This window comes from Nonomuraea solani (assembly GCF_900108335.1).
Classification (GTDB): domain Bacteria; phylum Actinomycetota; class Actinomycetes; order Streptosporangiales; family Streptosporangiaceae; genus Nonomuraea; species Nonomuraea solani.
Genome location: NZ_FNVT01000012.1, coordinates 73706 through 97448, shown reverse-complemented (window position 1 = coordinate 97448; position 23743 = coordinate 73706). Strand labels below are relative to the sequence as shown.

The following is a 23743-nucleotide window of genomic DNA, read 5'->3' as shown; positions in this document are numbered from 1 at the left end:
TGCGACGATGAGCGCGATCGATTGGCTGCTCGAATCCGACCCCGCCATCCGCTGGCAGGCGCTGCGCGATCTCACGGACGCCTCGCCCGACGAGGTCGCCGCCGAGCGGGCTCGCGTGGAGCGTGAGGGCTGGGGCGCTCGCCTCCTGGCGCTGCAGGGCGCCGACGGGTTGTGGGACGGCGGTGCCTGTTTCCCGGGGTCCTACGCCGGCGATGATCCCGGCCAGCCCTGGACGGCGACGATGCACACCCTGCAGACCTTGCAGATCCTGGGGCTCGACCCGGCGTCGGAGGCGGCGCGGCGCGCGATCGGGCTCGTCGCCGAGCACGGGCGATGGGAGCACGCCGGGCAGCGATACTTCGACGGTGAGGTCGAGCCGTGCATCAACGGCAGGACGATCGAGACCGGCGCGTACTTCGGGGTGGACGTCTCGGCGGTCGTGGAGCGGGTCGTCGGTGAGCGGCTCGCCGACGGCGGATGGAACTGCGAGGCCGAGAACGGGTCCGTGCGCTCCTCGTTCGACACGACGATCAACGTGCTGGACGGGCTGCTCGAATTCGAGCGCGCGACCGGCCTGTCCACGGCGGTGCGCCAGGCGCGGCGCGGCGGGGAGGAATATCTGCTCGAACGCGGTCTGTTCCGCCGCAAGAGCACCGGTGAGGTCGCCGATGCGGCCTATCTCGACTTCGCCTTCCCGTACTACTGGCATCACGACGTGCTGCGCGCGCTCGACTATTTCCGGCGGTCGGGGGCGGAACCGGATCCCCGGATGGCGGAGGCCGTGGAGATCGTCCGGTCGAAGCGGCGGCCCGACGGCCGCTGGCCGCTCGACCGTGTCCATCCAGGTCGTGTCCACTTCGACCTGGAGGAGGAGGGTGTGGGGAAGGCGAGCCGCTGGAACACTCTCCGCGCGCTCCGAGTGCTCGACTGGTGGCAGCGAGGCACTGGATAAAGGCGGCCAGGACGTCGTTCCCCAACCCAGACGCCAGGGTTCTGCCCGTGGAGGAAGTCCTGGCACATTGAACGAAGCCCTGGCCGCCATCACCCGGCGTGATATCGCCACTACGAATCTTAGTGGAGTGGTCGGTCGGTCGTGCCCGATTATCTCTGAGGGCGTGTAACAACGCGTGGGCCCGGACCACTTCCTGGTGTCAGAAGAACGCATTCCGAACGAAGGGGCTGGGCGGGTGACGGATGATTCGCACCGGTTCACCAGCATGTACGACGAATGCCGACAACGGGTCTGGGCCTACGTGGTCAGCCGGGCGGGTCGGCAGGTGGCGGACGAGGTGGTGAGTGAGACGTTCGCGATCGCCTGGCGGCGGCTGGACGACGTACCAGAGCCGGCTCTTCCCTGGTTGCTCGGTGTCGCCAGGAACGTGCTGCGGGACAACGTACGGGCGGAGGTGCGCAGGGAGGCCATCCGGGCCGAGCTGCGGGCCTGGACCGAGGGGGACGTGGCCGATCTGGTGACCGAGCGGATGGGGGTGCTGCGGGCGCTGGCCTCGTTGGAGGAGGACGACCGGGAGATTCTCATCCTCGTCGCCTGGCACGGGTTGTCGCCCAAGGAGGCCGCCCGGGTGATCGGTTGCTCGTCGGCGGCGTACCGGGTGCGGCTGCATCGGGCGCGCAAGCGGCTCAAGCAGGCGATGGAAGCCACGGCTATGGAAGCCACGGTGATGGAAGCCACGGTGATGGAAGCCACGGAAACGGCCCCCGTACGGAAGCGGAAGCACGCGAGCAATCTCAGCGAGGAGTGGTCATGAACCCGATCGACGAACTTCGAGCCGCTCGGCCCGCGCATCTCGGTGATCGGCCGGTGGACGAGCACACCAGGTCCGTGGAGCTGGCCCTGGCCATGTCCGGGCCCCGGCAGCGGGCCAGGCGGAAGTCCAGGGTGGTGCGGCCCGCGTGGGGGCTGGGGCTGGCCGGGGCGGCGGCGGCCGCCGTGACCGCGGTGGCGGTGGGCATGTCCGGGAGCGGGACGCTGCCCACGACGCTGCCCACGACGCCCGGCAAGGGGCCCGCCGTGGCGCGGACGAGCCCGAAGACCACCGTGAAGTTGTCGGCGCGGGACGTGCTGCTGGCCGCGGCCGAGAACGCCGATCGGCAGAGCGAGGGCAGCGGCGACTACTGGCACAGCGAATCGGTGCTGCGGCACCTGTCCGTCGCGGAGAAGGGCGGCTACCTGGTCCTGGAGAAGCAGAAGTCCGAGCAGTGGACGCCCAGCGCCGTCGGTGGCGCGCAGTGGTTCCGTAGCCAGTCGCTCGGTGCCGAGCCCGCCACGGACGCGGACCGGAAGGCGTGGGAGCAGGCGGGGTCTCCGTCCGAGATCGAGATCGTGGTGCCGGGTAAGCGCTTCGGGATCAAGGTGTCCACCTCCCCGGGCAAGGTCAGGACGGATCACAGCCCGCTGGTCGATGGCGACAAGGTGTTCTGGCTGGGCAAGAACGTGTCGATGAAGGATCTCCGCGAGTTGCCGAGCGACCCGGGCAAGCTGAAGAAGTGGCTGCTGGCCTCGTACAAGGGGCATGGCACCGAGTCCACGAGCGAGAAGATGTCGGGGGACGCGTGGCTGTTCAGGGTCAGCGTCGGCCTGATCATGGACATGCCGGTGACGCCCGAGGTGCGCGGGGCGGCGTTCCGCATGCTGGCCGAGCTCGATGACGTCAAGGTCGCCGCGGACGTGACCGACACCGAAGGCCGGCAGGGTACGGCCGTGTCGGTCGAGGAGCCCGGGCGGGGCGGCGGGATCACCGAGAACCGGCTGATCTTCGACGAGGCGACCGGGCGGCCGCTGGCCCTGGAGACCGTCGAGGTGCGGGCGGGCAAGGGGGAGACCGGTTTCGAGCCGGGCGATGTACGGGGTTCCAGCGTTCTGCTGGAGGCGGGCTGGACCGACGAGAAGCCTGTTAAGTAAGGCTATGCCGTCTGGCGGGACTCGTCGTTGGCGTTCGTGCGGATCTGCTGGATGCGCTGCTTGGTGAGCCCGAGCAGTTCGCCGATGTCGCCGTCGGACAGGCCGAGCTCGTTCATGTGCTTGACGCGTTTCTTCAGCGTGCGCGTGTAGTCCTCGGCGATCGCGGCGGCCTGGCGCTGGAGGGCGGCGAAGTCGTCGAGGTCCTGTTCGGACAGGCCGGGCAGCGCGTAGCGGTAGAACGGCGCCGGCGGCTGGGCGCGGTCGGCGAACAGGAACGGGAGCGCCTCGGCGACGTCGCCCTGCAACTCCTTCAGCGTACGGGCGGACATGCCGCCGGCCACGCCGTCCACTTGAGCGAGCCACAGGGTGCCGGCCATGGTGACGTGGACGTCGACGCGGTCTGCGGTCATCGGGTGCTCCAGTCAGTCCTTCAGCCAGTCGTCGCCGAACAGGTGCGTCAGCCCTCGTTCGAGCAGGTCCACCAGATGCGGTGTCTCCCCCGGGTAAAGCGGGACGATCGCGCGGGCCGCGACCCGGCCCTCGGGGTCCCACAGCAGGAGGAAGCGCCGCCGCCTGGTCGTCTCCGTCCAGTCGCAGCGCAGGCCGTGGAGGTGGGAGAGCCCGATGATCCGATCGCGGATGGCCGCGTAGTCGTCTCGTTCTACCACACGCGGCAGACTATATCCCTTGCCTACCATCGACAAGGGGTCTTGTCGGCACTATTTCGCCATGCGTGTTGGTTAGGGCGTGCCCCAGGCCCGTACGAACGTGTCCACGGCCGTACGGGCCATGACCTGCAGTTCCGCCTCTTCGAGCACGCGGGTCCCCATCTGGGAGCGGGCCTCCAGAGGGCCGAGGAGCAGGGCCATGAACTGTTCGGCCGTCAGGTCGGGGTCCGTGGTGCGGAGCCGGCCCGCGAGCGCAAGCCGGGCCATCCGGTCCGCCACGGCCTGGTTGAGCCGGTCAGGGCCACTTTCAACGACGATGTCGAGAATGTCGGGGAAGTGGGTGATCTCCGAGTAGAGCAGCCGGCGCAGCGCGCACGAGCGGCCGTCGGTGTGCAGGCGGAGCAGGGCGCGGGCGACCTCCTCCAGCGTGGCGCGGAGGTCGTCGCCGGGGGTGGCGAGCGGCTCCAGGGCGGCGATCCGCTGGTCGAGGATGGTGCGTGCGGCGGTCTCGATGGCGTGCCTGAACAGTGTGGCCTTGTCGGTCATGTGGTTGTAGACCGTCGGCTTGGCCACCCCGGCCTCGTCCGCGATGTCCTGCACGCCGGCCTGCGCGTAACCCAGCCGGGAGAACACGGTGAACGCGCCCTCCAGGATCGCCTGCCGCTTGTCGATCCGTCCGCGCGTGGTGGTCATGCCGTTAATTGTACTCACTGGTTCAAGTTGCTGTTCGTTCGAGTTGCGACAGAACTATGGAGGTAGCTACTTTGAACTCATGAGTTCAAATGATGATCGGTTCGATGGGCGGTTGCTCGGGACGATCGCCGTCGTGCTGCTCGGTGGGCTGCTGGGGATTCTCAACAGCACGATGGCGGCGGTCGCCACCGACACCCTGGCGGTCGCCTTCGGCGCCTCGCTCGGCACGATCGGCTGGGCGTCCACCGGGTTCCTGCTCGCCGTGACCGCCACCATCCCCTTCACCACCTGGGCCGTCGACCGGTACGGCGGCAAGCGGCTCTGGCTCGCCGGGCTGGTGATCTTCCTGGCCGGGTCGCTGGCCGCCGGGCTGGCCTGGAACGTCGGCAGCCTGATCGCGTTCCGGGTGGTGCAGGGGGTCGGGGCCGGGCTGCTCGACCCGCTCGTCCTGATCCTGCTCGCCCGCGCCGCCGGGCCACGCCGGGCCGGGCGGGTGATGGGGCTGATGGGAGTGGTCCTGTCGCTCGGGCCGGTGCTCGGGCCGATCGCGGGCGGGGCGATTCTGGGTGGGTTCACGTGGCGGGCGATGTTCCTGGTCAGCGTGGCCGTCGGGCTCGTCGCCCTGGTGCTCGCCGCGCGGGTGCTCCCCGCCGACCGGCCGGGGGACGGCGGTGTGGTGCGGCTGGACGTCCTGGGGCTGGCCCTGCTCGGGCCCGGGTTCGCGGCCGTGGTGCTGGCGCTGTCGCAGTCGGTCGAGCCGCTCTGGCCCGCGGTGGTGGGCGGCGTGCTGCTGATCGGGTACGCGGCGCACGCCAGGAAGCCGTCGCCGCTGATCGACCTGCGGCTGTTCGCCAACCGCGGGTTCAGCGCCAGCGTCGCGATCATGGGGCTCGGCGGCATGGGGCTGTTCGCGGCCCTGTTCGCGCTGCCGCTGTACTACCAGCAGGCGCACGGGCACGGCGTCCTGGCCGCGGGGCTGCTCATGGCCCCGCTCGGCATCGGCGGCTCGATCGCGATGCCGCTGGCGGGCCGGCTCTCCGATCGGCTCGGCGCGCGGGGGCTGGCCAGCGGGGGCGCGGTCGTGGCGATCCTGAGCGCGTTCGCCCTCACGCGGATCGGCCCTGACACGCCGGAGGTGTGGCCGGCGCTGGCGGCGCTCACGTACGGGCTGGGCAGCGGGTTCTTCAGCGCGCCGACGATGGGCTCGCTCTACCGGACGCTGCCACCGCCGATGGTGGCGCAGGGGAGTTCGGTGCTGTACATGCTCAACCAGCTCGGGGCGGCCCTCGGCGTCGCCCTGGTCGCGGTCGTCGTGCAGACGGCGGCCGGGTTTCAGGGCGTTTTCTGGATCGCCGTGGCGATGAACGTGATCGTCCTGGCCGCCGTCCCGCTGCTGCCCGGTCGCCCGAACGCGCGGGCGGTCACGGACGAAGAACTTGTGAGGACCTCATGAAGACCTTGGTGATCACCGGCGGTACCGACGGCATGGGGAGGGCGCTCGCGCGTGCCTACCTCGGGCGGGGCGACAGGGTCGTCGTCGTGGGGCGGGACGCCGGCAAGGTGGTGCCGGGAGCCGAGTTCGTCCGGGCCGATCTGAGCCTGATCCGCGAGAACCGGCGGGTGATCGAGGCGCTCAACGACCGGTTTCCCGAGGTGGACGCGCTGGTGTTGTGCGCGCGGTACTTCCGTACGAGCCGGTTCGTGACGGATGAGGGGGTGGAGGGGACGTTCGCGCTGGACTATCTGAGCCGGTTCCTGCTCAGCTACGGGCTGGCGGGGGTGCGGACGATCGTCAACGTGTCGGGGCCGGGGCAGCCGACGCGGCTCCGGTGGGACGATCTCATGTTCGAGCGCCGGTACGACGGTGTCGCGGCCCAGTTCCAGGCGGGGAAGGCCAACGATCTGCTCGGGGTGGGGTTCGCGGCCCGGCATGGGGACCGTACCGGATATGTGCTCATTCATCCAGGCGGGGTGGCGACGAGCGTGGCCGGGCAGTACGACGCGGTGACCGCGCCGCACGCCGAGGCGCTGCGGAGGCACGGGATGCCGGTCGAGGAGGGCATCAAGCCGATCATGGCGCGCATCGACGACCCGCCCGCCGTGCCGCTCAGCGCTTTCATGCGAGAGCGTCCCATCGACCCGGCGGCCGATCCTGGGGAGGCGGAGCGGCTGCACGCGACCACGCTGGACCTGATCAGGGCTAATTCGGTTGCGGGGGGTATGGGGACTCTGGCCTGATAGATCACGTTCGGAAGGCGATCGGGAGGAGGCGATACGAGATGACGTACAACGAGGTGACCGGGACCCGACGGCCCATCAGGATGTGGGCGGAGCCGGAGCAGGTCGATCCGCAGGCGATGCAGCAACTGCGCAACGTCGCGAACCTGGAGTGGGTGCACGGTGTCGCCGTCATGCCGGACGTCCATCATGGCAAGGGCGCGACGGTGGGGTCGGTCATCGCGATGAAGGACGCGGTGTCGCCGGCGGCCGTCGGCGTGGACATCGGGTGCGGGATGACGGCGGTGAAGACGTCGTACAGGTCTTCGCAACTGCCCGACGACCTCGCCTTCCTGCGGCGCAAGCTCGAGCAGGCCGTGCCCGTCGGGTTCGGGAGCCACAAGGAGGCCGTCGACCCCGGCCAGGTGCGGGGGCTGAACACGGCCGGGTGGGCGAAGTTCTGGAACGACTTCGACGACCTGGCCCCCGAGGTGCACGCGCGGCGCGAGCGGGCCCACGTCCAGATGGGCACGCTGGGCGGCGGCAACCACTTCCTGGAGGTGTGCGCCGACGACGAGGGCCGGGTCTGGGTGGTCCTGCACTCCGGGTCGCGCAACATCGGCAAGGAACTGGCCGAGCACCACATCGGGGTCGCCCGCGGCCTGTCGCACAACCAGGGGCTCGTGGACCGGGACCTGGCGGTGTTCCTCGGCAGCACGCCGGAGATGGACGCGTACCGGCGTGACCTGTTCTGGGCCCAGGACTACGCGCGGCGCAACCGGTCGCTCATGATGGGCCTGGTGTGCGATGTCCTGCGGACCCACCTGCCGGAGATCTCGTTCGACCAGCCCATCTCCTGCCACCACAACTACGTGGCGGAGGAGCGGTACGACGGGGTCGACGTGCTCGTGACCAGGAAGGGCGCGATCCGGGCCGGCAGCGGTGAGCTGGGGATCATCCCGGGCTCGATGGCCACCGGCACCTACATCGTCAAGGGCCTCGGTAACGGCGCGGCCTTCAACTCGGCCTCACACGGGGCCGGGCGGAAGATGAGCAGGAACAAGGCCAAGAAGACGTTCACGGTCAAGGACCTGGAGGAGCAGACCGCGGGGGTGGAGTGCCGTAAGGACCCCGGGGTCATCGATGAGATTCCGGGGGCGTACAAGGACCTGGAGTCCGTGATGGCCGCCCAGACGGATCTCGTGCAGGTGGTCGCGCACCTTCGTCAGCTCATCTGCGTCAAGGGCTGATCGGGTAGCCGGGGCAGGGCACGTCCGATGTGCAGGAAACGTGCCCTGCCGTGGCCGTCGTCGCCGACGAAGACCTGCATGCGGTGGATGCCCTGGGCCGGCTCAGCGCTGATCAGGGTGTCGCCGTCGTGGGGCAGGAGCCGGAAACGTGGGGATCCGGTCTGGTCAGCCCAGATGGTGCCGCTTTCGTCCTGGCTGATGGTGATGTTCAGCATCGCGTTGCCGTAGCCGCCGACGTAGCGGCTCGCGTCGATGGCGGGGCCGGGGCTCGGGGTGGGCAGCGCGGGCAGGTCGATGCCGGCGAGTTCGCGCAGGACGTGGCTGAAGAGTTCGTGGTGCAGGGGCACGCCCTCGCCGCCGTTGGTGAGGAGCGCGACCGCGAGGTCCCGTTCGGGGACGAGTCGCAGGAACGCGGACTGGCCGATGGTGTCGCCGTTGTGGCCGTAGATCGTGTGCTCGCCGACGTGGAAGACCTCCCAGCCGAGTGCCCACGCGTCGCCGTGCGCGGTGATGGGGGACATGTGCACCTGTTCGGCCCGCATGGCGACCGCGGTGCCGTCGTCGGACAGGTGGCCGCGGGCGAAGGTGAGCAGGTCGCGGGCGGTCATCGTCAGCGCGGAGCCGGCGGGCGCGAGAGAGCGGGGCAGCGCCCAGAGCCCGACCGGCTCGGGGGCATGGCCCACGGCGGCCCGGTGCAGGATGGCCTCGTCCGCGTCGGTGGCCGTGTGCGTGAGCTTCAGCGGCTGGATGAGGTGGTCGCGCAGGCACTGGATGTACGGCTTGCCGCGCAGGACTTCGATGATCCGGCCGATCACGCAGTAGCCGGCGTTGTTGTAGGAGAACAGTTCGCCCGGTGCGAAGACCTGGGGTGCCTCGGCGAGTGATTCGACGTACCGGGCGATGGCGTCGTCGCCGCGGCCGGTGTCGGTGACCAGGTCTCCCTCGAAGCCCGCCATGTGGCACAGCAGGTGGCGGGTGGTGATCAGCGCGGCCGCGGACTCGTCCGCCAGCCGGAATTCCGGCAGGTACGCGCGGACGGGCCGGTCGAGGTCGAGCTTTCCCTCCTCGACCAGTTGCAGCGCCAGGGTGGCGGTCCAGACCTTGGAGATGGAGCCGATCTGGAACAGCGAATCGGTGGTCACCTCGACGCCGGTGCGGGTGTTGAGCACGCCCGCGGCGTGCTCCTGGAATTCCCCGTTCGCGTACACGGCGAGCACCGCCCCCGGCACCCGGTGTTCGGCGATCAGGTCAGCCAGCATGGTCGTCCTCACTGGGAAGCCTCATTGGGGAGAAGGAAAGGGGAGCCGAACGCGGCCTCGGCGATCTGGTAGCAGGTCATGTACCAGTTCCAGTCGCCGTTGAGATGTGTGGAGACGATCAGGCCGCCGTCGGGGGTGCCCAGGGTCACGCTGACGGTGCCGCCCTCCACCCCGGCCACCACGTGGAGCACGCGGCCGTCGGCCAGCGGCCATTGGGCCACGCCGGTGCCGTACCGGGCGTTGGGGATCCAGTCCCTGGTCGGGACGGTGCGCCACATCGTGCGGTGCTGCGCGGGCGGGAGCAGGGAGCCGGTGGTCAGCGCGCGCAGGAGGCGGATCAGGTCGCCGGTGGTCGAGACGACGCCGCCGGCGGCCCACGTGGGAATGGTCCTGTCGGTGACGTCGACCGGATCGGACTCAGGGCCCAGCAGGAGCGAGGCGTAGTTGTCGGGGGTGAGGCTGTCCGGATCGACGCCGTCCCGGATGAACATCCTCGTGTACGCCTTGGTGTGCGGCCCCCGGTACCGCCGTTCGGCGAAGGTGCGCGCGTAGGTGCCGGTCAGCTTGAGCGGCTGGATGACCGTCCGGTCGAGCTCATCCTCGTAGCTGCGGCCGGTCGCCTTCTCGATGATCGCGCCGGCGATGTGGTAGCCGCCGTTGGAGTAGGCGAAGTCCTCGCCCGGCTTGTACAGCGGTGGAATGGCGAGCTGGCGCTTCAGCAGTTCGTCGACGGTCAGGACGTCGTAGCGGTGCTCTTCGGCCCCGGCCCTGGTGTGATATTTCCGGACGATCTCGGCGCTCAGGCCGGTGATCCCCAGGCCGCCGGTGTGGGTGAGCAACTGCCAGATGGTGATCTCGCGGCCGTCGTTGCCGTTGCCGGTGATCACGCCGGGCAGCCAGGTGTCCACCGTGTCGTCGAGGCTCAGCCGGCCTTCGGCCTCCAGCGTCAGCATCGCGGCGGCGGTGAACGCCTTGCCGCTGCTGCCGGCGTGGAACTGCTCCCCGGGCTCGCGGCGACGGCCGGTTTCGAGGTCGGCCACTCCGGCCGAGCCGAACCAGCCGCCGTCCTGGTCCTGGATCTCGGCGACGATGCCGGGGGCGCTGCCCTCGGCCACCGCCCGGTCCAGCACCTCCTGCACCCGCTCGCGTCTTGAACTGGTCATTCTGCACTCCTGGTAGATGGGAACGGCCCGACCGGTACGCCGGTCAGGGCCTCCACCATGGGGAGCGGCGCTGATAAGCGGGTGACAGCGCGGTGATATCAGTCGTCGCCGGTCAGGCGGTCGATGACGTCCTGCCGGGGCAGGCGCGCGCCCTCTCGATAGGCCGTTTCGTACGCTGGGCCGAGCCGTTCGGCCAGGGCGGCGGCGAGCTCGCGAAGCTCGGGATCACCGTGATCGAACGTGCCACGGACCGCCTGGCTCATGCCGAGCGCGGTGGCGGCGCCGGCGGGGTCGCCTTCGAGATGGAGCAGCCTGGCCAGGTGCTGAGCCTCAAGGGCCAGGTCGCGCAGCGGAGCCGCGATCCGGGCGAGGCCGGGAAGGAGAGCTCGTGCGCGTTCCGCGTCGCCGGCCGTCAGCAGGTTCGCCATCCGGGCGCGGAGAACGAAGCCCTTGATCGCGTCAATGGGCGGAAGGGAACCCTCCCGGGCGACCCGCTCGGCCCGATCGAGTTCCAGCTCGGCCCGTTCCACCTCGCCGGCGCGACGGTACAGCTCCACCCACGCGCCCATGACCTCGAGCTGCCGCACACTCTCCCAGGCGGCCCGTTCGGCGATCTCGATGTCGTGGCGGGCGCCGGGCAGGTCTCCCGCCCGCATTCGTTCGACGGCGAGCGCGAGCCGGTGGGTGATCCCGTGGTGGGGGGTCAGGGCGAGGGCGCGCTCGTAGGCGGCGATCGCTCCGTCGTGGTCGCCACGGAGGGAGCAGGACTGCGCCACCATGGTCAGCACCAGCGCGGTGCACAGCCGGTCGCCGGTCTCCTCGAACATGTGGAACGCACGCTCCAGCGCCGTCGCGGCGGTTTCCAGGTCGCCGCGCTGGGAGGCGATGATCACCTCTACGAAGAAGGTGCAGGCGGTGGCCCAGGTGTCGGGGCGGCTTCGTACTCGGGCGATCTCGTGTCCGGCCGGCTCGTCCAGGCCGGCGGCGTAGGCCATGAAGAGTGTCGCCGGCAGCAGGGTGGGGTGGCGTTCCAGGGCGATTTGCTCGATGAGGGTTCTCACCTGGTCGTACGTGGTGGCCGGCGCGTCGTCGCCCGTCGCGCGCAGGATGGTGAAGGCGGCTCGGGTGCCGGTGGGCAGCTCCAGTTCCAGCACCCTGGCCACGTACGCCTCGCTCCGTGGTTCGTAGCGCACCATTTTCCAGTGCCAGTGCAGGGTGGCGAGGAGGCGGGCGGCGGATGTGGCGTCGTGATCGTCGATGGCCGTACGCAGTGCGTGGACGAGGTTGTCGTACTCGGCGTCGAACAGGCGCAGCGACTCTTCCTGCTTGTGGGAGCGCAGCAGCGGCTCGTGTTCCTCGGCGAGGTCGGCGAAGTGACGGGTGAACCGGTGCCGTGTCGTCTCGCGTTCGCCGGCGGCGTCGAGTTTCGCGGCGGCGTAGGCGCGGATGGTCTCCAGCATGCGGTAGCCGTTCGCGGTGCGCTCCACCAGGGACTTGTCGACCAGGGAGCCCAGCACGTAGATGACGTCTCCGGGGGGTAGCGTCCGGTCGGAGCAGGTCGCTTCGATGGCTTTGCCACCGGTTATTGCCGGAAATATCGCGATACGGCGGGCAAGGGTCTTTTCTTCGGTGGTGAGGAGATCCCAGCTCCAGTCGATGACGGCGTGCAGCGTCTGCTGGCGGGGCTGGGCGGACCGGTTGCCCGAGGTCAGCAGGCGGAACCGGTCGTCCAGCCGCCGCGCGAGCTGGTCGGCGTCCATGGTGCGGAGGCGGGCGGCGGCCAGCTCCAGGGCGAGCGGGAGGCCGTCGAGGCGGCGCACGATGTCGACGAGGGGCTCGTCGCCGAGGGTGATGCCGGGGCGGACGGCCGTCGCGCGGTCGGTGAAGAGGCGGATGGCGGCCGGTTCCGGGAGCGGGCCGAGGCGGCAGATCGCCTCGCCGATGATGTTGAGGGGCTCCCTGCTGGTGGCCAGGATCGTCAGGTGCGGGCGGCGCTCCAGCAACCGGCCGGCGAACTCGGCCGCCGCCGTCACGAGATGTTCGCAGTTGTCCAGCACCAGCAGGGCCTCGGCGCCGCCGAGCAACTCCGCCACCCGATCCACCGGCTCCCCCGGTCCACCACTGACCGGCCACGCGCCCGGGGAACTCAACGCCCCCAGCACAGCCTCCGCCACGACGCCGGCGTTGGCTCCGACATCGCTTCCGGCGTTGGCTTCGACATCGGCTCCGACATCGGTTCCGGCGTTGGCTCCGACGGCGGCTCCGACGCCGGTTCCGGCGCCGGTTCCGGCCAGGGACACGAGCCAGACGCGGCCGCGGCCGTGGGTGCGGTGGCGGGCCGCGGCTTCGAGGGCGAGCCTGGTCTTGCCGGCGCCGCCGGGGCCGACGACGGTGACCAGCCGGGAGGTCTCCAGCAGTTCGCCGAGCAGTCTCAGCTCCTCGTCACGGCCGATGAAGCTGGTCAGCGGCGCGGGCAGCTGGCCGGGCGCCGCCTCGGCCCGTACCTTCGGCGCCTCCCGCTCACCGCGCAGCACCGCCAGCCGGATGGCTCGCAGCTCCTCCGAGGGGTCGATGCCGAGCTGGTCGGCGAGAGTGCCGCGAACCTGCTCGAACACCCGCAGGGCATCGGACTGGCGACCCACCGCATGCAGGGCACGCATGCGCAGGCCGGCCAGCCGTTCGCGCAGCGGGTGCTCGGCGGCGGCCGCCTCCAGATCGGCGAGGATGCCGGCATGGTGGCCCAGCCGCAGCCCGGCCTCGAACCGGTCTTCCGCCGCGGCGACGCGCAGCTCCTCCAGCCGGGCGGCGGCCGTACCGGCGAAAGAGGCATCGAGCACGTCGGCCAGCGCCGGACCCCGCCAGAGCGCGAGCGCCTCACCGAGCAGCGCGGCGGCCTGCTCAGGGCGGTCGGCGGCCAGCTCCCGGTGGCCCCGATCGGCGAGATCCTCGAACCGGTCGGCGTCCACGTGCGCGGCGCGCAACCGATAGCCGGTGGCCACGGACTCGATCGCGGCGCTGCCCAGGGCCCTGCGCAGCCGGTACACCAGGGCGTGCAGCGCCTTGACGGCCCCCGCGGGCGGCCGCTCACCCCACAGGGCGTCGATCAGCGCTTCCGCCTGCACGACCTGGCCCGCCGAAAGGGCCAGCCTGGCGAGCAACCCCCGCAGCCGGGCACCACCGACCTCGACCGGGGCCCCGTCGTCGGCATACGCCTGGACCGGCCCAAGCACGGCCACCCGCACCCCTGCCCCCTTCCCGAAACCCGTATCAGCCTAGGGGTCGTTTCCATGCTTCAGCCGAGCAGTTCGGTGACGTCCTTTGCCGCTGATATCGCGCCCGCGACCGTCGCCGCCAATGCCAGCCAGAACGCCACGGTGTCGCGCCGGCTCTCCACCACCGCGACCTTGACCGTCGATTCTTCGGGGAGTTCGTGAAACGCCGCCGCACCGGCCATGCTTGGCCGGCTCTCAGGCGTGGCCTGCTGCCTTGGAGGTGAGGCGGGGCGCCGCTTGAGGCCGAATCGGGCGAGCAGCTTGTCCCACGTGTGTTTCGAGCAGCCGAACAGGACGCCATTCGTCGGGTTCTGACAAGGATGGCCTTTCAGGGTGGTGACTCCGCAACGCGTGGGCTTCTGCCAGGCGATGAGCCAGCAGGGGATCGCCACCGCGACGCAGGCGGCCCAGCCGAAGGTGGCCCACTCCTGGTATGTGGCGGCCATGCCCATGATGACGAGGCTGAGAACCTCGGTGATGAGCACCGTGAGCGCATTGTGGCGTCTGGTGCGTCGTCTGGGTCGGCGTGGACGGGTGCTCTTGCGGGTTCTGCGACGCGCCATGGAGTCCGCCCGGATGGCTAGGCCAAGTCCTCCTTGTCCACCATGTATGCATACCTCAGGCATTGTTGCTGTTCCAGGGCCTTAGTCCCAATTACATCGCTGTTATTCGCTCGGTAAATTGGGCGCATGGAGATCGGGGAGTTGCTGGGGTCGGGGCGTAGTGCGGACGTGTACGCGCTCGGCGACGACCGGGTGCTGCGCCGCTACCGGTTCGACGTCGATGCCCGGCGTGAGGCGGCCGTCATGGCGTACGTGGCCGCGCACGGTTACCCCGTTCCCGAGGTCCATCCCGGCGAGGGGCGGCCCACCGACCTGGTGATGGGGCGGCTGTCCGGGACCACGATGTTGCACTCCCTGATCGCCGGGGAGATCACGCCCGAGCAGGTGGGAGAGACCCTGGCGGGGCTGCTGCGGCGGCTGCACGAGATTCCGGCCAGGGAGTCGGCCGATCCCGGTGATCGGGTGCTGCATCTGGATCTTCATCCGGACAACGTGATCCTCACGCCGGACGGGCCCGTGGTGATCGACTGGTGCAACACGGCGGAGGGGCCGCCCGAGCTGGACTGTGCGCTGTCGGCGGTGATCCTCGCTCAGGTGGTCGTGGATCCGGAACTACCGGATTGGCAGGAGGCGGGGCGGTCGTCGCTGGGAGCGCTGGTCGCGGCGCTCGGCGACGCGCTGGACGTGGCCGAGCCGCTGGAGCGAGCCAGGGCGCGTCGTGCCGCCGACCGAGGGCTCAGCGAACGGGAAGTGGGCCTGCTGGACGACGCGGTGACACTGATCCGCCGACTGCGGTGAGCATTGACTATGGCCTGGGCGCCGTGCGCGGTGAGTGCGGTCTGACCGTCGTGCGCGGTGAGTGCGGTCTGACCGTCGTGCGCGGTGCTTGCGGGCTGACCGCCGTGGGCCTGGCCGTGGTCGTTCACGCCCGCCAGGCGCCCGCCGCCGCGGCCTCCTCCGCGTAGGACTCGAACGACTTCGGTGGGCGGCCCGTCACCTCGCTCACCGTCTCCAGGACGGGCTGGTCACCGAGGTCGCGCAGGGCGGCGAACGCCTTGGCCTCGGCGATCGCCTGGCCCGAGAACCCGTTCCCCGCGATGTAGTCCTCGTCACCCCCGAGATAGCGCAGCTCCCGCCCGATCGTCCGCCCGATGATGCCGACGGCCTCGCCGAACGGCAGCGAGCTCGGCCCGGTGATCTCGTAGGCGCGCCCCGCGTGGCCCTCCTCGGTGAGAGCCGCGGCGGCGACGGCCGCGATGTCGCCCGCGTCCACGAACGCCTGGCCCACGTCGCCCATCGGCAGCGTCACCTCGCCCGCCATGATGGCCGGCTGGAAGAAGCCCTCGTCGAAGTTCTGGTCGAACCAGGTCGGCCGCAGGATCGTCCAGGCGGTGCCGCTGTCGCGGACCGTGCGCTCGGCGGACATCAGCCGCTCGTCGCCCATGATCTCGATGCCCCCGCTCGACAGCAGCACGATGCGCTCGACGCCCTGCCCCACGGCCAGGGACACGAACGCGGGATCGACCGCCGTGCCGTCGGGCGCCATGAGGTAGAGGGCCGACGCGCCGGTCACCGCCGCCTCCCATGTCTCCGCCCTGTTCCAGTCGAACGTGGTCTGGCCGCCGCGCGAGGCGGCTCGTACGGTATGGCCGCCGGCGCGCAGCAGCTCGGCCACGCGGCGGCCGGTGGAGCCCGTGGCACCAAGGACGAGGATCACCTGGTGAGTCATGCCCTGAGTCAAGCAAAGGCCACCGACAGAACCGTCAAAGACGTCCGGCCGCCCGGAGCACGCGCAGCGCGTTCAGGGTGACCATCTCGTTCGGACCCGATCGGCCCCAATCAGCCGGATCGTGCATGTACGGGCGGTCCGGCGGGTTGAACCAGTGGCCCCCGCTCCGCCATCGGCCGTCACGCAGCCGGCGGCGTTCGAGCTCGTCGAGCGCGTCGGCGGCGCGCGGGTCGGCGGCCCGGCCCATCCGCGACAGTACGAGCAGCGCCTGCAGGATGTCGTAGTGCCAGTAGGGCGGATAGTGCGGCGCGAGCCAGGCGCGGTGGATGACCTCGCCGGTCGCGAGCGAGCGGAAGAGCCGGTGCTCCAGGAGCAGCTCGGCGGCCCGGCCCGCGGCCGTGGCGGCGGGCTCGTCGCCGGTGGCTCGCGCGTATTCGTGCAGGCCCCACATGGGCGGCAGGGTCTCGTGGAAGGACGAGCGGTGACCGCCCGCCCGCTCATCGCAGTTCCAGCCGCCGTCCGGCCACTGCCAGGAGACCAGCCATCCGGCCAGCAGCCCGGCGCGCGGGTCGGCGGCCAGGCCGAGGCGGCAGACGGCGGCCAGGGCGTTGCCCTCGATGGAGGCGTGCTGCCGGGGCAGCCCGCCGATCACGCGCACGCCGCGCCCGCCGTTGGTGAGCCAGGACAGCACGTAGTCGGCGATGGCCACGACGTGCGGCTCACCCGGTGGCGCGCCCAGCTCGGCCAGCGAGACGAGCCGCCAGTGGGCGCCGGACCACTTCTGGTACGGGTCGCGCCCCAGCCCAGGGGCCAGCAGGGCCTGGACCTTCCTGCCCTTCATGACGTCCTCGTCCGGAGGCTCACCGAGCAGGTCGCGCCGGGTCTGCCCGCGAATCCCGGGCTCCTCGCCGGTCAGGAGCCAATCCACCGCCGCGCGCGTGCGTGGGTCCATGACCCATGATCCGCCCGGCGGCTCACTCCGTCCAGGCGGCCGTGGCGTCGAGACGCTTGCGCCAGAGCTGCTCCGAGCCCCCGCCCGGCTCCCACCGGACGCAGAAGTCGAGCAGGTCGCGGCAGCGGGCCACCATGGCGGCCTGACGTTCCGGCCAGGCCGGGACGGGGTCGCCGTACGCGGCGAAGAAGTGCGTCAGCAGCGGCACGTGCTCGGGGTGGTGGCTGCGGATGATCCACTCGCACCAGGCCAGGTCCTCGACGGGGCGGCCGGGATGGGCCCACTCCCAGTCGAGGATCGCGGTCGTCTCGAACGTGGCCGGGTGGAACAGCATGTTCTGCGGGCCGTAGTCGCCGTGCACGATGCCCAGCCGGTGGATGCGGGCCAGCATCCGGCCGCACTCGGTGAACACCTCCACGACGCGGCCCTCGTCGAGCAGGTCCTGGCCGTGGGAGCCGTCGACGAAGCGGGTGGTCAGGCTCGTCGAGGTGATCTCGTGGACGCGGGGAACCGGCAGGCGGCCGCGCAGGCGGCGCAGATATCGGCTCTCCGTGCTCAACCTGAACGCCGCCTCGGGCCCCTGGTAGCACTTCACGACCAGGGCGCCGTCGCCGACCGTGCTGTTGGTGTACCCGTGCTTCACAAGGGACGATTCTGGCGTACCCGGGACCCTGCCGGGCGCCGCGGCGCGCTATCCGAGCGGCTCCGATACACGATGTAAGGACGGAACAAATAGCCCAACGGCGCGGAAAGCGCGTGCACCAAGCGGCTGAACGGGAAAAGGACGATCAGTGCCATCCCGATAAGTGTGTGCACCTTGTAAAGATCGCTCGCCCGGCCCATCGCCTCGGCGTCGGGACGCAGCGTGAAGATGCCGCGGAACCAGGGCGCGACCGTCGTCCGATAGCTCACCTCACTGGGTACGAACCCCGCCACCGTCGTCAGCAGGCCCGCGACGATCGCGGCGGCCAGCACCACGTACATCACTTTGTCGTTGACCGTGGTCGCCAGGAACACCGGGCCGGTGGCGCGCCTGCGGTAGATGAGCAGGACCAGCCCCGCCAGCGTGGCCAGGCCCGCGAGGCCGCCCCAGACCAGCGCGTTGACGTGGTAGGCGTCGTTGGACACGCCGATGGCGTCGGTCCAGGAGATCGGTACGAGCAGGCCGGCCACGTGCCCGACGATCACGAACAGCAGGCCGTAGTGGAACAGCGGGCTCGCCACGCGCAGTAGCGGGCTCTCGTAGAGCTGGGAGGAGCGGGTGGTCCAGCCGAACTTGTCGTAGGTGTGGCGCCAGATCAGCCCGCCCACGAAGATCACCAGGGTGACGTAGGGCGCGACCACCCAGAGCATGCTCTCGGCCCAGGTCATCGGTAGACGCCCACGGACTCGGCGGGCGGCCCGGCGGCGGCCAGGCGGGCGGCCCTGGTGCGCTGCGCGGCGGTGATCGGCGGCAGGGTCGCGCAGAGCGTGCCGACCACGTCCGCGTACGGCGAGTCGCGCTCGGTCAGCGCGGCCAGCAGGAGCTCCAGCCCTGCCCGGTGGTCGGACAGCAGATCGGCGCCCGACGGATCGAGCGCGGCGAACTCCAGCAGCACCGGCAGGAAGTCGGGCAGCTCGTCCTCCATCGGCTCCCAGCCCGCCGCGCGGTAGCGGCTCTTCAGCGCGGCCAGCGACTCGCCGCGGCGGCGGGTGTCGCCGTCGGCGTAGTAGGTCAGATAGAGGCAGCAGCGGCGGTTCAGGTCGAACGTGTCCACGTAGTGCGCGGCCAGCTCGCCCGGGCCCAGCTCGGTGGCGCGCGTGAGGAAACCCCCGAAATGGGGCTGAGCGGCCTCCTCGATGAGCGGGAGACGGCGCCAGAAGCGCTCGTCGGGGTAGGCGAGGAGATGGGCGGCGGCCTGCCAGATGACGGGTTCGTTCATCATTTTCCTCTCTTGGGCGCTCTTTTGAGGGGGAACAGTCCCGCCGGGGTGCCTCGGCCGTCCCAGTTGAGGAGGTTGACCCGGTCGCGGGTGACCTCGTCGCTGGTCTGGCGCTCCTTCAGGCCGTGGAAGGTCTCGATCGACACCGGTACGGGCCGGCCCGACGCCTCGCCGAACGGCCCCTGCATGCCGGGGCCCCCGTCGTAGTCGAGGCTGCAGCCGCCCTCCTCCACGACGCCCGGCACGTTGCCGTACGCGGTGGGGATGACGTAGCGATCCTCGTATTTGGCCACCGCGAGCAGCCGGTACATGGCGTGCAGGTCGTCGCCGGGCGTGGCCTCCCACTCGCCCAGGTTGACCCCGCGCATGTACGCCCGCATCTCGGCCAGGCGGCGCAGCGCGGCGTTCACCGGGGCCGGGTCGCCGGCGGTGAACAGCTCGGCCAGGTAGCCGATCGGGATGCGCATCGCCTCGATGGCGGCGAACAGGTTGCCCGCGTCCTCGCCGTCGTGGCCGGTGGTGGACAGGGCGTCGACGACGGGGGAGAGCGGCGGGACGTACCAGACCATGGGGAGGGTGCGGTATTCCGGGTGCAGGGGGAGGGCTATGCGATATTTCTTGATCAGGTCGTAGACGGGCGATCTGCGGGCGGCGTCCAGCCAGTCGGCCGGGAGCCCGGCGGCGGCGGCCTCCGGGCCGTGGGGGTCGATGAAGAGGTCGAGCTGCGCTTCGTACAGGTCGTGCTCGTCGGCCACCGAGGCGGCCTCGGTCACGCGGTCGGCGTCGTACAGCAGGACCCCGATGTAGCGCAGGCGGCCCACGCAGGTCTCCGAGCAGACCGTCGGCAGCCCCACCTCGACGCGGGGATAGCAGAACGTGCACTTCTCGGCCTTGCCGGTCTTGTGGTTGAAATACACCTTCTTGTACGGGCAACCCGTCACGCACATGCGCCAGCCCCGGCACCGGTCCTGGTCGACCAGCACGATGCCGTCCTCGGCCCGCTTGTACATCGCCCCCGACGGGCACGCGGCCACGCACGACGGGTTGAGGCAGTGTTCGCAGATGCGCGGCAGGTAGAACATGAACGCCTTCTCGAACTCCAGCCTGACCTGCTCCTCCAGCCTGCCCAGCAGCGGATCGGGCGACGGGTCGCCGCCGAGGTCGTCGTCCCAGTTGGCGCTCCAGCGGATCTTCATCGGCTCGCCGCTGATCAGGGACCTGGGCGGCGCGACGGGGACGTCGTCGGAGAGCGGGGCCGCGGTGAGGTTCTCGTAGTCGTAGGTCCAGGGCTCGTAGTAGTCCTGGATTGAGGGCATGAGCGGACTGGCGAAGATGGTCAGCAGCCTGCGCAGGCGGCCACCGGCCCGGGGCTTGATGCCGTTTTTGGTGCGTATCCAGCCGCCCCGCCAGCGCTCCTGGTCCTCGTAGCGGCGGGGATAGCCCTGGCCGGGGCGGGTCTCGACGTTGTTGAACCAGACGTATTCGACGCCCGGCCGGTTGGTCCAGGTCTGTTTGCAGGTGACCGAACACGTATGGCAGCCGATGCACTTGTCCAGGTTCATGACCATGGCGATCTGGGCCATCACCTTCACTGGTATCGCACCTCCTGTGACCTGCGCCGGATGGTGGTGATCTCGTCACGCTGGTTGCCGGTCGGGCCCAGGTAGTTGAATCCGTACGAGAGCTGGGCGTGCCCGCCGATCAGGTGCGTCGGCTTGATGAGCACCCTGGTCAGGGCGTTGTGGACACCACCACGGCGGCCCGTCGCCTCCGACTTCGGCACGTCGATCAGCCGGTCCTGGGCGTGGTACATGTAGACGGTCCCGATCGGCATGCGGTGCGAGACGATCGCCCTGGCCACCACCACGCCGTTGCGGTTGACCGCCTCCACCCAGTCGTTGTCGGCGATCCCGAGCCTGGCGGCGTCGCCGGTGGCCATCCAGATCGTCGGACCGCCGCGCGACAGGGACAGCATGAGAAGGTTGTCCTGATATTCGGAGTGGATCGACCACTTGCTGTGCGGGGTCAGGAAGCGCAGGGCGCCGCTCTCGCCGTCGAGCGTGGCCAGGTCAAGCGGGGGGCGGTAGATCGGCAGCGCCTCGCCGTACTCGTGGATCCAGTCGTGGTCGAGGTAGAAGTGCATGCGCCCGGTCAGCGTGTGCCAGGGCTTGCCGTTCTCGACGTTGATCGTGAAGGGCGCGTAGCGGCGGTCGTGCGACTCCTTGCCCGACCATTCGGGGCTCGGGGCGACGGCGACCGGCCGGGCCTGGGTGTCGGAGAAGACGATGCGGTGGTTCTCGTTCGCCAGCCCGTCGAAGCTCATGCCCGTACGCCGGGCGAGCTGCCTGAAGCCCTGCGCGGCCAGCCTGCCGTTGCTCACGCCCGACAGCGCGAGGATCGTCTCGCACGCCTTGGCGTCGGTGTCGAGCTCGGGCCTGCCCTTGGCCACGCCGCGCGGCACCAGGCCGCAGCGCTGGCCCAGCCAGGTGACCTCCTCGCGGGGCCAGAAGGTCACGCCCTTGACGGGCAGGCCGAGCTGCTCGGTGAGCGGGCCGAGCGCGGCGAGTTTCTCGGCGATGGCGCCGTAGTCGCGCTCCACCACCTTGAGGTCGGGGTGGCCGGGCCGGCCGGCGAGTTCGCCGGGGGTGTCGTGCTGGTACGCCACCGCCACCACGTCCTTGCGTACACCCAGACGGCTCTTGGCCAGCTCACTGAAGGCGCGGGCGATGGCGTGGAAGGCGGCGAAGTCGGTCTTCGTCTCCCAGGGCGGGTTGATCGCCGGGTTGAACGCGTGCACGAACGGGTGCATGTCGGTGGAGGACAGGTCGTGCTTCTCGTACCAGGTGGCGGCGGGCAGCACGATGTCGGAGAAGACGGTCGAGGAGGTCATCCGGAAGTCGAGGGTGAGCAGGAGGTCCAGCTTGCCCACCGGCGCCCTCGGGTCGGGGTGCTCCAGGTTCGAGGTGGCGCCGAGCAGGTGGTGCAGGAAGTATTCGTTGCCCTTGGCGGAGGAACCGAGCAGGTTGGAGCGCCAGAGGGTGAGGACGCGCGGCCAGTTGCGGGGGTCGTCGGGCTCCTCCGCCGCGTGCCGGAGCCTGCCCGTTTTGAGTTCTTCGCGGGTGTACGCGATCGGGTCGTCGGCGTCGCCCAGCTCCAGAGGGTTGCGGTCGAAGGCCGGGGACATCGGCATCCAGCCGTTGCGTACCGCCTCGGCCACCAGGTCGGCCGTGTGCCTGCCCTGGAACGCGCCCTTGGCGAGCGGGCTGGTCAGCTCGCCGGCGTCGAAGCGGTCGTAGCGCCACTGGTCGGTGTGCAGGTACCAGAACGGGGTGCCGGGGACCTGGCGCGGCGGCCTGGACCAGTCGAGGGCGCCCGCCAGCAGGGCCTGGCCGGCCTGCGGGCGGCACTTCTCCTGGCCCACGTAGTGCGCCCAGCCGCCGCCGTTGCGGCCCTGGCAGCCGGTCAGCAGCAGGAGCGACAGGAAGGCGCGGTAGATGGTGTCGCCGTGGAACCACTGGGTGGTGCCGGCGCCCAGGATGATCATGCACCTGCCCTGGGTCTTCTCCGCCGTGGTCGCGAACTCTCGGGCGATCTTCACGGCTCTCGCGGCCGGTACGCCGGTGATGGGCTCCTGCCAGGCGGGGGTGTAGGGCTCCGTCGCGTCGTAGCCGGTGGGCCAGATGCCGGGGAGGCGGGGACGGTGCACGCCGTATTGGGCCAGGAGCAGGTCGAAGGCCGTGGTGACGAGCCGTCCGCCGACGCGCTGGACGGGCACGCCTCGGCGGATCGTGTGGCCATCGTGCTCGACCGGGGCACCTCCACGGGTCGTGTGGCCGTCGTCGAAGCGGGGGAGCAGGACTTCCGCCGCCTCGCCGCCGTACAGGGTGAGCATGGGGTCGATGTCGCCCAAGTCGAGGTTCCAGCGGCCCTCGCCCGAGGGGGTCCAGCGGAAGCCGGCCGAGCCGTTCGGGACCACCGGGGTGCCCGATCGCGACATGAGGACGGTCTTCCACTCGGCGGCCTCCTCCTGGGAGCCGAGGTCGCGGGCGGTGAGGAACCGGCCGGGGACGTAGGCGCCGTCGCGCGCTTCGAGCGTGACGAGGAAGGGCAGGTCGGTGAAGCGTTTGACGTAGTCGGTGAAGTAAGGGGTGTCGCGGTCGACGAAGAACTCCTTGAGCAGGACGTGGCCCATCGCCATGGCCAGGGCGCCGTCCGTGCCGGGGCGGACGGCGAGGAACTCGTCGGCGAACTTGGCGGCGTCGCTGTAGTCGGGGGAGACCACCACGACCTTCTGGCCCCGGTAGCGGGCCTCGGTCATCCAGTGGGCGTCGGGGGTGCGGGTGACGGGGACGTTGGCGCCCCACATGATCAGGTATGCCGCGTCCCACCAGTCGGCCGACTCCGGCACGTCGGTCTGGTCGCCGAAGACCTGGGGGGAGGCGACGGGGAGGTCGGCGTACCAGTCGTAGAAGGAGAGCATGGTGCCGCCGATGAGCGACACGAAGCGGGCGCCGACGGCGTGGGAGACCATCGACATGGCGGGGATGGGGGAGAAGCCGGCGACGCGGTCGGGGCCGTAGGTCTGGATGGTGTGGACGTGGGCGGCGGCGATCATCTCGGTGGCCAGGTCCCAGGTGACGCGGATGAGGCCGCCGTGACCTCGGGCGCGCTGGTACTGCCGCCTCTTATCCGGATTTGTCGTGACATCCGCCCAAGCCGCCACCGGATCGCCGAGGCGGGTCCTCGCCTCGGTGTACAGCTCGACCAGGACACGCCGCGCGTACGGGTAGCGGATGCGGGTCGGCGAGTAGGTGTACCAGGAGAAGGCGGCGCCGCGTGGGCAGCCGCGCGGCTCGTATTCGGGCCGGTCGGGGCCCACGCTCGGATAGTCGGTCTCCTGCGTCTCCCACGTGATGATGCCGTCCTTGACGAACACCTTCCATGAGCACGAGCCCGTGCAGTTGACGCCATGGGTCGACCTGACCACCTTGTCGTGGCTCCAGCGGTCGCGGTAAAAGGCGTCGCCCTCCGTGCCGCCTTTGAGGTGAAGAGTGTGCAGGTCGTCGCTGACGGCTGACCTGCGCAGGAAACGGCCGGTGCGCAGGAGGAGATCTTCGGCGCTCATGCCCCCCACT

Annotated in this window: 22 protein-coding genes; 8 read left to right on the top strand and 14 right to left on the bottom strand. The window is 70.4% G+C overall.

The window, feature by feature from the left end; all coding sequences use genetic code 11:
• The first annotated feature begins 7 nt into the window (after positions 1 to 7).
• The 3 genes from C4V41_RS35535 (at position 8) to C4V41_RS35525 (ending at position 2920) form a co-directional block, all read left to right on the top strand.
• Entirely contained in the window at positions 8 to 952 is a 945-nt protein-coding gene (locus tag C4V41_RS35535) for a hypothetical protein (protein ID WP_103960367.1), read from the top strand.
• A gap of 235 nt (positions 953 to 1187) precedes the next feature.
• The gene (locus C4V41_RS35530; protein ID WP_235030575.1) at positions 1188 to 1766 is read left to right on the top strand and encodes an RNA polymerase sigma factor; all 579 of its coding nucleotides are present in this window, start codon (positions 1188 to 1190) and stop codon (positions 1764 to 1766) included.
• A complete protein-coding gene (locus C4V41_RS35525; RefSeq protein WP_103960366.1) occupies positions 1763 to 2920 on the top strand; it encodes a CU044_5270 family protein in 1158 nt (385 codons plus the stop codon). The genes C4V41_RS35530 and C4V41_RS35525 overlap by 4 nt, the downstream gene beginning before the upstream one ends.
• A gap of 2 nt (positions 2921 to 2922) precedes the next feature.
• Here the strand turns inward: C4V41_RS35525 and C4V41_RS35520 are convergent, their stop codons facing one another.
• The 3 genes from C4V41_RS35520 to C4V41_RS35510 form a co-directional block, all read right to left on the bottom strand.
• The gene (locus C4V41_RS35520; RefSeq protein WP_103960365.1) at positions 2923 to 3330 is read right to left on the bottom strand and encodes a hypothetical protein; all 408 of its coding nucleotides are present in this window, start codon (positions 3328 to 3330) and stop codon (positions 2923 to 2925) included.
• Positions 3331 to 3342: 12 nt separating this feature from the next.
• Positions 3343 to 3588, bottom strand: a complete 246-nt coding sequence (locus C4V41_RS35515) for a hypothetical protein (protein ID WP_103960364.1) — start codon at positions 3586 to 3588, stop codon at positions 3343 to 3345.
• Between the two features lie 72 nt (positions 3589 to 3660).
• Positions 3661 to 4281 carry a TetR/AcrR family transcriptional regulator gene (locus C4V41_RS35510; protein WP_103960363.1) on the bottom strand — a complete coding sequence of 207 codons (621 nt, stop codon included), beginning with the start codon at positions 4279 to 4281 and terminating at the stop codon, positions 3661 to 3663.
• A 79-nt stretch (positions 4282 to 4360) separates the two neighbouring features.
• Between C4V41_RS35510 and C4V41_RS35505 the strand changes: the two genes are divergently transcribed.
• Genes C4V41_RS35505 through C4V41_RS35495 form a run of 3 tightly spaced genes read left to right on the top strand, consistent with a single transcriptional unit; the run spans position 4361 to position 7748 of the window.
• Positions 4361 to 5734: a DHA2 family efflux MFS transporter permease subunit gene (locus tag C4V41_RS35505; RefSeq protein ID WP_103960362.1), complete on the top strand. Its 1374-nt coding sequence runs from the start codon at positions 4361 to 4363 to the stop codon at positions 5732 to 5734.
• A complete protein-coding gene (locus tag C4V41_RS35500) occupies positions 5731 to 6519 on the top strand; it encodes an SDR family NAD(P)-dependent oxidoreductase (protein ID WP_103960361.1) in 789 nt (262 codons plus the stop codon). The genes C4V41_RS35505 and C4V41_RS35500 overlap by 4 nt, the downstream gene beginning before the upstream one ends.
• A 41-nt stretch (positions 6520 to 6560) precedes the next feature.
• Entirely contained in the window at positions 6561 to 7748 is a 1188-nt protein-coding gene (locus C4V41_RS35495; RefSeq protein WP_103960360.1) for an RtcB family protein, read from the top strand.
• On the opposite strand, the gene C4V41_RS35490 is transcribed toward C4V41_RS35495, so the two are convergent.
• From C4V41_RS35490 to C4V41_RS35475, 4 genes are all read right to left on the bottom strand, one after another.
• The gene (locus C4V41_RS35490; protein ID WP_103960593.1) at positions 7724 to 9007 is read right to left on the bottom strand and encodes a serine hydrolase domain-containing protein; all 1284 of its coding nucleotides are present in this window, start codon (positions 9005 to 9007) and stop codon (positions 7724 to 7726) included. The two genes, C4V41_RS35495 and C4V41_RS35490, sit on opposite strands and share 25 nt — an antisense overlap.
• A gap of 8 nt (positions 9008 to 9015) precedes the next feature.
• Positions 9016 to 10170, bottom strand: a complete 1155-nt coding sequence (locus C4V41_RS35485) for a serine hydrolase domain-containing protein (protein ID WP_103960359.1) — start codon at positions 10168 to 10170, stop codon at positions 9016 to 9018.
• 98 nt (positions 10171 to 10268) lie between these two features.
• Entirely contained in the window at positions 10269 to 13412 is a 3144-nt protein-coding gene (locus C4V41_RS35480) for a BTAD domain-containing putative transcriptional regulator (protein ID WP_103960358.1), read from the bottom strand.
• Positions 13413 to 13462: 50 nt separating this feature from the next.
• Positions 13463 to 13927 (bottom strand): hypothetical protein, encoded by a 465-nt coding sequence (locus C4V41_RS35475; RefSeq protein WP_103960357.1) that lies wholly within the window; start codon positions 13925 to 13927, stop codon positions 13463 to 13465.
• Positions 13928 to 14131: 204 nt separating this feature from the next.
• Here C4V41_RS35475 and C4V41_RS35470 point away from each other — a divergent pair, with 204 nt between their 5' ends.
• Together C4V41_RS35470 and C4V41_RS62185 are read left to right on the top strand one after the other, a co-directional pair.
• Positions 14132 to 14803 (top strand): phosphotransferase, encoded by a 672-nt coding sequence (locus tag C4V41_RS35470; RefSeq protein WP_103960356.1) that lies wholly within the window; start codon positions 14132 to 14134, stop codon positions 14801 to 14803.
• Entirely contained in the window at positions 14800 to 14970 is a 171-nt protein-coding gene (locus tag C4V41_RS62185; RefSeq protein ID WP_160150501.1) for a hypothetical protein, read from the top strand. Before C4V41_RS35470 ends, C4V41_RS62185 begins: the two co-directional genes overlap by 4 nt.
• Here the strand turns inward: C4V41_RS62185 and C4V41_RS35465 are convergent.
• The 7 genes from C4V41_RS35465 to C4V41_RS35435 are packed head-to-tail and all read right to left on the bottom strand — an operon-like array spanning position 14928 to position 23733.
• Positions 14928 to 15734: an SDR family oxidoreductase gene (locus tag C4V41_RS35465; protein ID WP_103960355.1), complete on the bottom strand. Its 807-nt coding sequence runs from the start codon at positions 15732 to 15734 to the stop codon at positions 14928 to 14930. The two genes, C4V41_RS62185 and C4V41_RS35465, sit on opposite strands and share 43 nt — an antisense overlap.
• A gap of 34 nt (positions 15735 to 15768) precedes the next feature.
• Positions 15769 to 16686 (bottom strand): hypothetical protein, encoded by a 918-nt coding sequence (locus C4V41_RS35460; RefSeq protein WP_103960354.1) that lies wholly within the window; start codon positions 16684 to 16686, stop codon positions 15769 to 15771.
• Positions 16687 to 16708: 22 nt separating this feature from the next.
• The gene (locus tag C4V41_RS35455; RefSeq protein WP_103960353.1) at positions 16709 to 17329 is read right to left on the bottom strand and encodes a phosphotransferase; all 621 of its coding nucleotides are present in this window, start codon (positions 17327 to 17329) and stop codon (positions 16709 to 16711) included.
• Complete coding sequence (narI, locus tag C4V41_RS35450) at positions 17326 to 18057, bottom strand: respiratory nitrate reductase subunit gamma (RefSeq protein WP_103960352.1); 732 nt, start codon at positions 18055 to 18057, stop codon at positions 17326 to 17328. The genes C4V41_RS35455 and narI overlap by 4 nt, the downstream gene beginning before the upstream one ends.
• Complete coding sequence (gene narJ / locus C4V41_RS35445) at positions 18054 to 18611, bottom strand: nitrate reductase molybdenum cofactor assembly chaperone (protein ID WP_235030574.1); 558 nt, start codon at positions 18609 to 18611, stop codon at positions 18054 to 18056. The genes narI and narJ overlap by 4 nt, the downstream gene beginning before the upstream one ends.
• Positions 18608 to 20191: a nitrate reductase subunit beta gene (gene narH / locus C4V41_RS35440; protein WP_103960592.1), complete on the bottom strand. Its 1584-nt coding sequence runs from the start codon at positions 20189 to 20191 to the stop codon at positions 18608 to 18610. Before narH ends, narJ begins: the two co-directional genes overlap by 4 nt.
• Before the next feature lie 5 nt (positions 20192 to 20196).
• Entirely contained in the window at positions 20197 to 23733 is a 3537-nt protein-coding gene (locus C4V41_RS35435; protein ID WP_103960350.1) for a nitrate reductase subunit alpha, read from the bottom strand.
• Between the last annotated feature and the right edge of the window lie 10 nt (positions 23734 to 23743).